8 protein-coding genes are annotated in these 11,709 nt (G+C 60.3%); 2 read left to right on the top strand and 6 right to left on the bottom strand.

Going from position 1 to position 11,709, the window contains the following annotated elements:
- Positions 1–75 precede the first annotated feature (75 nt).
- The 3 genes from betA to betI form a co-directional block, all read right to left on the bottom strand.
- Positions 76–1,779 (bottom strand): choline dehydrogenase, encoded by a 1,704-nt coding sequence (betA, locus tag HT737_RS13245; protein ID WP_047297083.1) that lies wholly within the window; start codon positions 1,777–1,779, stop codon positions 76–78.
- 236 nt (positions 1,780–2,015) lie between these two features.
- Positions 2,016–3,488 (bottom strand): betaine-aldehyde dehydrogenase, encoded by a 1,473-nt coding sequence (betB, locus tag HT737_RS13240; RefSeq protein ID WP_047297082.1) that lies wholly within the window; start codon positions 3,486–3,488, stop codon positions 2,016–2,018.
- 62 nt (positions 3,489–3,550) lie between these two features.
- Entirely contained in the window at positions 3,551–4,171 is a 621-nt protein-coding gene (gene betI, locus HT737_RS13235; RefSeq protein ID WP_041063389.1) for a transcriptional regulator BetI, read from the bottom strand.
- A gap of 428 nt (positions 4,172–4,599) precedes the next feature.
- Between betI and betT the strand changes: the two genes are divergently transcribed.
- The gene (betT, locus tag HT737_RS13230; protein ID WP_121187577.1) at positions 4,600–6,597 is read left to right on the top strand and encodes a choline BCCT transporter BetT; all 1,998 of its coding nucleotides are present in this window, start codon (positions 4,600–4,602) and stop codon (positions 6,595–6,597) included.
- A 198-nt stretch (positions 6,598–6,795) separates the two neighbouring features.
- Here betT and choV read toward each other — a convergent pair whose 3' ends face one another.
- The 3 genes from choV to HT737_RS13215 all read right to left on the bottom strand — a co-directional run bounded on the left by choV (position 6,796) and on the right by HT737_RS13215 (position 9,830).
- On the bottom strand, positions 6,796–7,974 hold the full coding sequence (gene choV, locus HT737_RS13225) for a choline ABC transporter ATP-binding protein (protein WP_041063385.1): 1,179 nt from the start codon (positions 7,972–7,974) through the stop codon (positions 6,796–6,798).
- Positions 7,971–8,816, bottom strand: coding sequence for a choline ABC transporter permease subunit (gene choW / locus HT737_RS13220; RefSeq protein ID WP_041063383.1), 846 nt, complete (start codon positions 8,814–8,816; stop codon positions 7,971–7,973). Before choW ends, choV begins: the two co-directional genes overlap by 4 nt.
- 66 nt (positions 8,817–8,882) lie before the next feature.
- Positions 8,883–9,830, bottom strand: coding sequence for a choline ABC transporter substrate-binding protein (locus HT737_RS13215; protein WP_041063381.1), 948 nt, complete (start codon positions 9,828–9,830; stop codon positions 8,883–8,885).
- A 436-nt stretch (positions 9,831–10,266) separates the two neighbouring features.
- Between HT737_RS13215 and HT737_RS13210 the strand changes: the two genes are divergently transcribed.
- The gene (locus tag HT737_RS13210; RefSeq protein WP_041063379.1) at positions 10,267–11,643 is read left to right on the top strand and encodes an L-serine ammonia-lyase; all 1,377 of its coding nucleotides are present in this window, start codon (positions 10,267–10,269) and stop codon (positions 11,641–11,643) included.
- Positions 11,644–11,709 lie beyond the last annotated feature (66 nt).

The raw sequence follows: 11,709 nt of genomic DNA, 5'->3' as shown, positions 1-11,709 counted from the left end.
CTCGCTCCCACCTTTGAAATGCATTCCAATGTGGGAGCGAGCCTGCTCGCGAAGGTAGCGCTTCGGTATTACGCCTTACTGGGCAACAGGCGTGATATCACGCATTGGCTTGCCCTTCACCGGCGCACCGCCAGCAACATAGTAGGCAGCAGTGCTGCGCGGCAGCGGTTTGCGGCCACGGATCTTGTCGGCGATTTTCTCGGCCATCATGATCGTCGGCGCATTCAGGTTACCGGTGGTGATGATCGGCATGATCGAAGCATCGACCACACGCAGGCTCTGCATGCCGTGCACGCGGCCTTCGCCATCCACTACGGCCATCTCGTCGGTGCCCATCTTGCACGAGCAGGACGGGTGGAACGCGGTTTCGGCGTGCTCGCGGATGAACTTGTCCAGCTGCTCATCGGTTTGCACGTCGATGCCCGGGCTGATTTCGCGGCCACGGAAGGCGTCCAGTGCCGGCTGTTGCATGATTTCGCGGGTCAGGCGGATGCCGTCACGGAATTCCTGCCAGTCCTGCTCGGTGGCCATGTAGTTGAACAGGATGCTCGGGTGCTGACGCGGGTCCTTGGATTTGACCTGGATGCGACCACGGCTCGGCGAACGCATGGAGCCCATGTGCGCCTGGAAGCCGTGCTCTTTCACACCGTTGCTGCCGTTGTAGTTAATCGCCACCGGCAGGAAGTGGTACTGGATGTTCGGCCATTCGAACTCTTCGCGCGTACGGATGAAACCGCCGGCTTCGAACTGGTTGCTGGCGCCGATGCCGGTGCCGTTGAACAGCCACTCGGCACCGATGGCTGGCTGGTTGTACCAGAGCAGCGACGGGTACAGCGAGACCGGTTGAGTGCAAGCGTATTGCAGGTACAGCTCAAGGTGATCCTGCAGGTTTTCACCGACGCCCGGCAGGTCATGGACGACCGGGATGTCGAGGCTTTCCAGCAGTTTTGCCGGGCCGACGCCGGAGCGCTGCAGAATCTGCGGCGAAGCGATGGCGCCGGAGCACAGCAGAACTTCCTTGCGTGCCTTGGCTTCAACGCGCTCTTCCGCCGAACCGACCAGGTAACGCACACCGACCGCACGCTTGCCTTCGAACAAAATCTTGTCGGTCAGGGCGTGGGTAACGATGGTCAGGGTCGAGCGTTTTTTGGCGACGTCGAGGTAGCCTCGGGCAGTGGAAGCACGACGGCCGTTCGGCGTCACGGTGCGGTCCATCGGGCCGAAGCCTTCCTGCTGGTAGCCGTTCAAGTCTTCGGTGCGCGGGTAACCGGCTTGCACGCCGGCTTCAACCATGGCGTGGAACAGCGGGTTGTTGCCGGCTTTCGGCGTGGTCACGCTGACCGGGCCGTCGCCACCGTGGTAATCGTTCGGGCCGATGTCACGGGTTTCCGCTTTACGGAAGTACGGCAGGCAGTCGAGGTAGGTCCAGTCTTCCAGGCCTGGCAGTTTCGCCCAGCCGTCGTAGTCCATCGCGTTGCCACGGATGTAGCACATGCCGTTGATCAGCGAGGAACCGCCGAGGCCCTTGCCGCGACCGCATTCCATCCGGCGACCGTCCATGTGTGGCTCCGGATCGGTTTCGTACGCCCAGTTGTAGCGACGACCCTGCAGCGGGAATGCCAGCGCGGCCGGCATTTGCGTGCGGAAGTCGAAACGATAGTCCGGGCCGCCTGCTTCGAGCAGCAGCACGGTGACGCCTTCGTCTTCAGTCAGACGGGTCGCCAGGGTGTTACCGGCCGAGCCGGCACCGATGATGATGTAATCGAATTCTTGGGACATTGAATGCACCCTCTTTAGATGTGGTCAGGTCAAGATCGCCGGGACGCCGCAACACCTGTGGTGAGGAGAGAATCCTCTGTGGTGAGGGGATTTATCCCCGACAGGCTGCGCAGCAGTCTTGAAATCAGCGATTGAGATCTATCTGGAGAACAGCAGTGTCCGGAAGGGGGCTGCTTCGCAGCCCGTCGGGGATAAATCCCCTCACCACAAAGGCCCCATCCAGACTCTGAGTCAGATCAGAACACCGAGACGTAATCGCCCAGCTCGACCTGTACCGATTTGATGCGTGTGTAGTTGGTCAGCGAGCTGATGCCGTTTTCACGGCCTACGCCCGACTGCTTGTAACCGCCCACCGGCATTTTGGCGTCGGACTCGCCCCAGGCGTTGATCCAGCAGATACCGGCTTCCAGTTGATGAATCACGCGGTGCGCGCGGTTCAGGTCTTTGGTGACGATACCGGCGGCCAGGCCGAAGTCGGTGTCGTTGGCGCGGCGGATCACTTCTTCTTCGGTCTCGTAGGAGAGGATCGCCATCACCGGGCCAAAGATTTCTTCACGGACGATGGTCATCTCGTCGGTGCAATCGGTGAACACGGTCGGTGCAACGAAGGCGCCTTTGGCGAATTCGCCGTCGGTCAGACGCTCGCCGCCGCACAGCACGCGGGCACCTTCTTCTTTACCCTTGGCGATGTAACCCAACACGCTTTCCATGTGGGCGAAGCTGACCAGCGGGCCGAAGTTGGTGTTTTCGTCTTCCGGGTTGCCGATGCGGATGCGCGCGACGCGCTCGACGATCTTGGCTTCGAAAGCGGCTTTCAGGTGGCTCGGTACGAACACGCGAGTACCGTTGGTGCAGACCTGACCGGAGCTGTAGAAGTTGGCCATCATCGCGGTGTCGGCGGCGCGATCCAGGTCGGCGTCGTCGCAGATGATCAGCGGCGACTTGCCGCCCAGTTCCATGGTCACGTCTTTGAGCGACGAAGCCGAAGCGCTGGCCATGACTTTCTTGCCGGTGTCGGTGCCGCCGGTGAAGGAAACTTTCTCGATGCGCGGGTGCTCGGTCAGCCAGGTGCCGACTTCACGGCCGCTGCCGGTCAGGACGTTGAACACGCCGTTTGGCAGGCCGGCTTCGGTGTAGATCTCGGCCAGTTTCAAGGTCGTCAGCGAGGTGACTTCGCTTGGCTTGAAGATCATCGCGTTACCAGCGGCCAGGGCCGGTGCGGATTTCCACAGCGCGATCTGGATCGGGTAGTTCCACGCGCCGATACCAGCGACCACGCCCAGCGGTTCGCGACGGGTGTAGACAAAGGACGTGTCGCGCAGCGGGATCTGCTCGCCTTCGATCGCCGGCACCAGGCCTGCGTAGTATTCCAGCACGTCAGCACCAGTGACGATGTCGACGTACTTGGTTTCGGAGAAGGCTTTGCCGGTGTCCAGGGTTTCCAGAGCAGCCAGTTCATCGTTGCGCTCGCGCAGGATGTCGACGGCGCGGCGCAGAATGCGCGAACGCTCCATGGCGGTCATCGCGGCCCAGATTTTCTGACCCTTTTCAGCGCTGACCACAGCACGCTCGACGTCTTCCTTGGTCGCACGTTGCACTTTGGCGAGGACTTCACCGTTCGCCGGGTTGATGGCTTCGAAAGTGGCATCGCTGCCAGCGTCGGAGTACGCGCCATCGATGTAGAGTTTTTGCAGTTCGAAACGGGCCATAGTGTCCTCGCAAGTGCATTAGTGGTTGGCGTCGACCACCGCGCTGAAACTGCGGTGGCGGTTCAGGTACCGAGCGTTTTCTGTGTGCTCTGGCTCACCTGCTTGGCCAATTGGAAATCCATGTATTCGTAAGCGATCTGTTGCGCCTGCGCGGTGTCGAAAGCGTCTCCCGACAGCGCGCCGCGCAACCACAAGCCGTCGATCAACGCTGCCAGTCCACGCGCGGCGCTGCGCGCATCTTCGAGCGGCAACACACGGCGGAACTCGCAGCACAGGTTGGAATACAGACGGTGATCGTTGATCCGCTGCAACCTGTGCAAAGACGGCTGGTGCATGCTGGTGGCCCAGAAGGCCAGCCAGGTTTTCATTGCCGGGCCATTGACCTGGCTGGCGTCGAAGTTGCCTTCGATGATCACCTGCAGATGCGCCCGTGGGCTGCTGTCTGCCAGCGCCTGCCGGCGCGCGGTGACGTTCTCGCTGAGGACATTCATCAGATACCGCATCGTGGCGGCAATCAGGCCGTTCTTGTCCTGAAAATAGTGACTGATGATGCCATTCGAGACACCGGCCAAACGGGCGATCAGCGCAATGCTGGCGTCCCCCATACCGACCTGATCGACCGCCTGCAACGTGGCTTCGATCAGTTGTTGGCGGCGGATGGGTTGCATACCGACCTTGGGCATCTTGCACATCTCCTTAGGCCTTCCAACGGGCGATAAACGCCGATCGGATTGAGGGCCAGTCTATTTTGTTTTGATTGAACGTTCAATCAACAAAGAATAAGATCTGCGACAAATCGTCGCTGCCTACAGATTTTTTCTGCTTGTAAATGGCGATAAAACGACCTCCGAAAATCCTTGAAACCTGCGTGGGGCATGGCGCGGTTCGCTATTCGATGGACGTGTTGAATGGGCAAGACGCTCGGGGCCAGGTTTCGGATGAACGTCCGCACAGCTTTGGCCACGAAAGCGATTCGCAACGCCATTTCGGCAGGTTCGGGCTTTTTTCGGGGTGTCTTTATATCACCCGCCGGTCGGCTGCCAACTAACCGATTGGTCGGGTTCCGTGTTGCCTTGTGTTCTTCTCTCGCACTGCCTGGAGCATTTGTGCCATGAGTTCTGCCTCGCTAATAAAGACCCCGCCCGAGAAGGTGACGGTCAACGGTTGGGTGTTTTACACCTCGACCGCGTTGATTCTGTTGTTGACCGCCATTCTGATCATCGCCCCGCAAGAGGCCGGCAGAATGTTGGGTATGGCTCAGGCCTGGTTGTCGCGCAGCTTCGGCTGGTACTACATGGTGGTGATCGCCGCCTATCTGGTGTTTGTGGTGGGCCTGGCGTTTTCCTCCTACGGCAAACTCAAACTGGGCAGCAAGGACGATACCCCGGATTTCAGTTACGGCGCCTGGGCGGGGATGCTGTTCTCGTCGGGTATCGGTATTTCGCTGCTGTACTTCGGCGCGTCCGAGCCGCTGGACCATTACTTCAATCCGCCGGAAGGCGCAGCGGCCAGCAACCTGGCTGCGCGTCAGGCGGTGCAACTGACGTTCCTGCACTGGGGCCTGCACGGCTGGGCGATCTACGCACTGGTCGGTCTGGCCGTGGCGTACTTCGCTTACCGTCATAACCAGCCGCTGGCCCTGCGTTCGGCGCTGTATCCGCTGGTGGGCGAGCGTTGGGTCAAGGGCGCCGCCGGTCATGCGGTGGACGGTTTCGGCATGTTCGTGACCTTGCTGGGCCTGGTGACCAACCTGGGGATCGGCTCGCTGCAAGTGTCCTCCGGCCTGGAAAACCTGTTCGGCATGGAGCACAGCAACACCAACCTGCTGATCGTGATCATCGTGATGAGCACCGTGGCGACCATCGCTGCCGTGTCCGGTGTGGAAAACGGCATCCGTCGCCTGTCCAACCTGAACATCGTGCTGTTCAGCGGTCTGCTGATTTTCGTCCTGTTGTTCGGCCCGACCCTGCACCTGCTCAACGGCTTTGTGCAGAACATCGGCGATTACCTCAACGGCGTGGTGCTGAAGACCTTCGACCTGTACGTCTATGAAGGCGACAGCGCCAAGTCCGACCGCTGGCTGGGCCTGTGGACCCTGTTCTACTGGGCCTGGTGGATTTCCTGGGCGCCATTCGTCGGCATGTTCATCGCGCGTATTTCCCGTGGTCGTACCGTGCGTGAGCTGGTGGCTGGCGTGCTGCTGATTCCGCTGGGCTTCACCCTGGCGTGGCTGTCGATCTTCGGCAACTCGGCACTGGATCTGGTGATGAACCAGGGCGCGGTGGAACTCGGCAAGACGGCGCTGGAACAGCCGTCGATGGCGATCTACCAGTTGCTGGAACACTACCCGGCGTCGAAAGTCGTCATCGGTGTGTCGATCTTTGTTGGCTTCGTGCTGTTCCTGACCCCGGCCGACTCCGGCGCGGTGATGATGGCGAATCTGTCCTGCAAGGGCGGCAACGTCGATGAAGATGCGCCGCACTGGCTGCGGATCTTCTGGTCGGTGGTGATCACGCTGGTGACTATCGGTCTGCTGTTCGCCGGTAACTTCGAAGCCATGCAAACCATGGTGGTGCTGGCCGGGCTGCCGTTCTCGGTGGTGCTGGTGTTCTTCATGTTCGGCCTGCACAAGGCGATGCGTCAGGACGTGCAGATCGAACAGGAGCAGGCGCAATTGGCTGAGCGCGGTCGTCGCGGTTTCAGCGAGCGCCTGACCCAACTGGATCTGCAGCCGAGCCAATCGGTGGTGCAGCGCTTCATGGACAAACAGGTCAGCCCTGCGCTGGAAGATGCGGCCGCGCAAATGCGTGCACAGGGTCTGCAAGTGCAGACGCTGCTGGGCAAGTCCAAACGCTGCATGGGCGTGCGCGTCGAGATGGAAGAGGGCAACCCTTTCGTCTACGAAGTGAGCCTGGACGGTTACCTGGCGACCCCGACCGAATCGGCCCAGTCCGATGAGGCGCGCCAGCGTTATTACCGTGCCGAGGTGTACCTGCACAACGGCAGCCAGGACTACGACCTGATGGGCTTCACGCAGGATCAGATCACACGCGATGTGCTCGATCAGTTTGAAAGCCATCGGCAGCTCCTTGGCCGGGTGTATAGCTAAACCTTAAGTTAATGGCGAAGCTGTTTGTGGCGAGGGAGCTTGCTCCCGCTGGGTTGCGAAGCGACCCCAAGAATTTGTGAGTGCTGCGCACTCAAGCGGGAGCAAGCTCCCTCGCCACAGTTGTCCATGTATCAAGTCAATTTATGTAACCAACAAAAACGCCGCGATCCTCTCGCGGCGTTTTTGTGTGCGGGGTTCTTACCCCAGGTTCTTGCCCAGCAACGCGTGATACAGCTCACTGTCGCCCAGAATCCCCACCACATGGTTGTTGTCGTGCAGCACCAGTTTGTTGCCGGTCTGGTAGCGAATCTGCAGCGCGTCACGCATGCCGATGTTCGAGTCCACCAGCGTCGGTTTGCGCTCCAGGCCTTCCACGGCCTGGCCCGGGGCCCAGTTCTGCAGGTTCAGCACCGAACCGTTCTGCCGTGCGCCTTTGATGGTGTTGCCTTCGGCCAGGTCCAGCCACGAGTCGCCGCCCGGGTCGAGGCACACCGAACCGTTGATGCGTTTGCAGTTGTCCAGTGTGCGCATCAGGCTGCGACCGCAGAGCACGTTGAGCGGATTGGTGTGGGCCACGAAGGTGCGCACATAGTCGTCTGCCGGGTTCAGCACGATCTCTTCCGGCACGCTGTACTGGATGATCCGGCCGTCCTTCATGATCGCGATGCGGCTCCCCAGTTTGAGCGCCTCGTCGAGGTCGTGACTGACAAACACGATGGTCTTGCTCAGCTTGCGCTGCAGTTCCAGCAGTTCGTCCTGCAGACCCTGGCGAATCAGCGGGTCGAGTGCCGAGAACGGTTCGTCCATCAACAGAATGTCGGCGTCCATCGCCAGCGCCCGGGCCAGTCCGACCCGCTGTTGCATGCCGCCGGAGAGTTCATCGGGCTTCTTGTTGCGCCATTGGGTCAGGCCCACCAGTTCGAGCTTGTCGTCCACCAGCTTGCGCCGTTCCTTTTCCGGCCGGCCCTGCATTTCCAGACCGAAACTGATGTTCTCGCGCACTGTCAGCCACGGCATCAGGGCGAACTTCTGGAACACCATGGCGATGCGTTTGGTGCGCATCATTTTCAGTTCGGCCGGGGTGCAGGAAGCGATGTCGATCTGCTTGCCTTCGTGCTCGACGAACAGCTTGCCGCGACTGACGGTGTTGAGGCCGTTGATGCAGCGCAGCAGGCTCGACTTGCCGGAGCCGGACAGGCCCATCAGCACGCAGATCTCGCCTTTGTTGATGTCCAGGCTGGCCTTTTCCACGCCAACGATCTGCCCGGTCTTTTTCAGGATCTCGCTGCGGGTCAAACCTTGATCGAGCAGTTTCAGTGCTTCGCGCGGATCCTTGGTGAAGATCACGTCAACGTTATCAAAGCGAATTATGCTCATGCGTCACCCCCTGCTTTGGCGTCGGGTTGTTTGCAGATACGGTCGAGCATGATCGCCAGCAGTACGATCGCCAGGCCCGCTTCGAAGCCCAGGGCGATATCAGCAGTGTTCAGTGCGTTGACCACCGGTTTGCCGAGTCCATCGGCGCCCACCAGTGCCGCGATCACCACCATCGACAGCGACAGCATGATGCACTGGGTGATGCCGGCCGCGATGCTCGGCATGGCGTGAGGCAGTTCGATCCGTGAAAGCAATTGGCGACGCGAGCAGCCGAAGGCCTTGCCGGCGTCCATCAGTTCTTGCGGGACATCGCGGATGCCCAGGTAGGTCAGGCGGATCGGCGCAGCGATGGCGAACACCACCGTGGAGATCAGGCCCGGCACCACACCCAGCCCGAAGAGGGTCAGGGTAGGAATGAGGTAAACGAAGGTCGGTACGGTCTGCATCAGATCGAGTACCGGACGCATTAAAGTGTAGAACATCGGCTTGTGCGCGGCGACGATGCCCAGCGGCACGCCGATGACCACACAGACCAAGGTCGCGAACATGACCTGGGCGAGGGTTTCCATGGTTTCCTGCCAGTACCCCAGATTGAGGATCAGCAGGAAGGAGGCGATGACGAATACCGTCAGTCCCCATTTGCGCTGGATGAAGTGGGCCAGCAGGGCGATGAGGCCGATCAGCACCAGCGGGTTGAACCAGGTCAGCGCAAACGTCACGCCGTGGATCATCGTTTCCAGTGTCACGGCGATTGCGTCGAAGGTGCTGGCGCCGTGTTGCGTCAACCATTCAACGAAGCCCGCGATGTACTGGCCTAAAGGGATTTTCTGATCAATCAGCATGGTAGTGAACGTCCGCATGCAAGGAATAAACAGCCCGGGCGAGCGAACTCGCCCGGCGTAAGGCAATTACTGTGCGAGCTTGGCTTTCACGGCTTCCAGGCCAGGTTTACCGTCAATGGTGGTCACGCCAGCGAGCCAGGTATCGAGCACCTGTGGGTTCTTTTTCAGCCAGGCCTTGGCGGCCGCTTCAGGCTTCATCTTGTCGTCGAGGATGTTGCCCATCAGGGTACTTTCCATGTCGACGGTGAACTCCAGGTTCTTCAGCAACTGACCGACATTGCTGCATTCAGTGGTGTAACCCTTGCGGGTGTTGGTCGCCACGGTCGCAGCACCGAAATCGGGGCCGAAGAAGTCATCGCCGCCGGTCAGGTATTGAATCTTGAAGCGCTTGTTCATCGGGTGCGGCGCCCAGCCGAGGAAGACCACGGCGGTGTCGCGTTTCTGTGCGCGGTCAACCTGCGAGAGCATGCCCGCTTCGGAGGATTCGACGACTTTGAAACCGGCGTCCTTCAGGCCGAAAGCGTTCTTGTCGATCATGCTCTGGATCAGGCGGTTACCGTCATTGCCGGGCTCGATGCCGTAGATCTTGCCGTCGAGCTCTTTCTTGAATTTGGCGATATCGGCGAAGTCATGCAGACCCTTGTCGTACAGGGCTTGCGGTACGGCGAGGGTGTATTTGGCACCCTTGAGGTTGGTGCGCACCACTTCGACGGTGCCGGCATCACGGTAGGCCTTGATGTCGTTTTCCATGGTCGGCATCCAGTTACCGAGGAACACGTCCATGTTCTTGCCGTCGGCCAGCGACTTGTAGGTCACGGGCACGGAGATCATGGTGGTCTTGGTCTTGTAGCCGAGGGCGTCGAGTACCACCGAGGTGGTGGCGGTGGTGGCGGTGATGTCGGTCCAGCCGACATCGGAGAAGTTCACGGTACTGCACTGAGCGGGTTCTGCAGCGTGAGCCAGTAACGGCAGACTCAGCATGGCGGCCAACAACAACGACGGGGAACCTTTCATGGATGGACTCCTTGGTGTTTTTTTTGGCAGTGTTCCGACTGTGGACCACCGCACTTATAGGTTGCGGTTGGATGGCGTTCTGGAGACAGCTCTACCACGGCGCCTTGCAATCGAGTCATAACGATCATGTACCAGTGAAAATCTGACGCCTACAGGGTGGGTCGTATCCAGTACAGGGATGGTCGCATCCAGTGTCAGTGACGTCGTTTACAGCTTTTTTCTACCCCGTTTGGCCATCTGAACCGCATAAAAACGGCGAAAACAGGGGAGCAAACCGGCACGGCGTTGGTGGGCATGAGTGCGTCGGTGTCAGACGCCGGACGACCTGACAAAAGCCTGATGATGCGGGCATTCCGGCGGATCGCAGCTTGAGCGTAGCAGCTCCGCCAGCGGGCGCTTAACGCCCGGGAACGGCATCCTCAGGAGCTCTGCAGCAATGGCTATCAGCGTTTTCGACCTGTTCAAAATCGGCATCGGCCCGTCCAGTTCCCACACCGTCGGCCCGATGCGCGCCGCGGCCCTGTTTGTCGAATCGCTGCGCGACCGGCACCTGCTCGAACAGGTGCGGCGTATAGAAGTGCAACTGTTCGGTTCGCTGTCGGCCACCGGCATTGGTCACGGCAGCGACAACGCGGTGATCATGGGCCTGATGGGCGAGTGGCCGGACGCAATCGACCCGTCGCAGATTGGCCCGCGAATCCAGGCCCTGCGTGAAACCCACACGCTTCTTCTGGACGGCCGTTTGTCGGTGCCGTTTGTCTGGGCGCGCGACATGCGCCTGATCGACGAGAACCTGCCGTTCCACCCCAACGCCATGACCCTGATTGCCGAAGGCGATCACGGCGAGATTCATCGTGACACCTACTATTCGGTCGGCGGCGGATTCGTGGTGGATCAGGCGCAGGCATCCAGCGGCGTGGTCGATCTGGATCGCACTGAATTGCCCTATGACTTTTCCAGCGCAGTAGAACTGCTGCAGCTGTGCCAAAAGAACAATCTGCGCGTCGCCGAATTGATGATGGCCAACGAAAAGGTCTGGCGCAGCGAAGAAGAAATCCGCGCCGGCCTGATGAAGCTGTGGCGGGCGATGCAGGATTGCGTCGAGCAGGGCCTCAAGCACGAAGGCATCCTCCCCGGTGGTTTGAATGTGCGTCGGCGTGCGGCGAAGTTGCATCGCAACCTGCAGGAATTGAACAAGCCCAACGTGATCGGTTCGACGTTGAGCGCGATGGAATGGGTCAACCTGTTCGCCTTGGCGGTCAACGAAGAAAACGCCGCGGGCGGTCGTATGGTCACGGCGCCGACCAATGGCGCGGCGGGGATCATTCCGGCGGTGTTGCACTACTTTATGAAGTTCAGCGAAGCGGTCACCGACGCCAACGTCGTCGACTACTTTCTGGGTGCGGCGGCGGTGGGGATTCTGTGCAAGAAGAACGCCTCGATCTCCGGTGCCGAAGTCGGCTGCCAGGGTGAAGTGGGTTCGGCCTGCGCGATGGCGGCAGCGGGTCTGGCGGAGATCTTGGGCGCGACACCGGAGCAACTGTGCAACGCGGCGGAAATCGGTCTGGAACATAACCTCGGCCTGACCTGCGATCCGGTCGGTGGACTGGTGCAGGTGCCGTGCATCGAACGCAATGCGATTGCGGCGGTGAAAGCGATCAACGCGGCGCAGATGGCCTTGCGCGGCGATGGCCAGCACTTCATCTCGCTGGACCGGGTGATCCGCACCATGCGCGATACCGGCGCGGATATGCATGACAAATATAAAGAGACTTCGCGCGGTGGTTTGGCCGTTAGCGCGGTTGAGTGCTGAAACAGTGACACCAAGGTGAGTTCTTCGCGAGCAGGCTCGCTCCCACAGGAGCATGCATTCCAAATG

The sequence above is a fragment of the Pseudomonas sp. MD195_PC81_125 genome, from assembly GCF_014060985.1.
Taxonomy (GTDB): Bacteria; Pseudomonadota; Gammaproteobacteria; order Pseudomonadales; family Pseudomonadaceae; genus Aquipseudomonas; species Aquipseudomonas parakoreensis.
Note: the sequence above shows the minus strand (reverse complement) of the source record. Positions and strands in the feature narration are given on the sequence as shown.

What these genes read in the sequence shown, in the direction of transcription:
- betT (WP_121187577.1), top strand. Translation starts at nt 4,600, where the DNA reads ATGAGTTCTGCCTCGCTAATAAAGACCCCGCCCGAGAAGGTGACGGTC.
- betI (WP_041063389.1), bottom strand. Translation starts at nt 4,171, where the DNA reads ATGCCCAAGGTCGGTATGCAACCCATCCGCCGCCAACAACTGATCGAA.
- choW (WP_041063383.1), bottom strand. Translation starts at nt 8,816, where the DNA reads ATGCTGATTGATCAGAAAATCCCTTTAGGCCAGTACATCGCGGGCTTC.
- HT737_RS13215 (WP_041063381.1), bottom strand. Translation starts at nt 9,830, where the DNA reads ATGAAAGGTTCCCCGTCGTTGTTGTTGGCCGCCATGCTGAGTCTGCCG.
- HT737_RS13210 (WP_041063379.1), top strand. Translation starts at nt 10,267, where the DNA reads ATGGCTATCAGCGTTTTCGACCTGTTCAAAATCGGCATCGGCCCGTCC.
- betA (WP_047297083.1), bottom strand. Translation starts at nt 1,779, where the DNA reads ATGTCCCAAGAATTCGATTACATCATCATCGGTGCCGGCTCGGCCGGT.
- choV (WP_041063385.1), bottom strand. Translation starts at nt 7,974, where the DNA reads ATGAGCATAATTCGCTTTGATAACGTTGACGTGATCTTCACCAAGGAT.
- betB (WP_047297082.1), bottom strand. Translation starts at nt 3,488, where the DNA reads ATGGCCCGTTTCGAACTGCAAAAACTCTACATCGATGGCGCGTACTCC.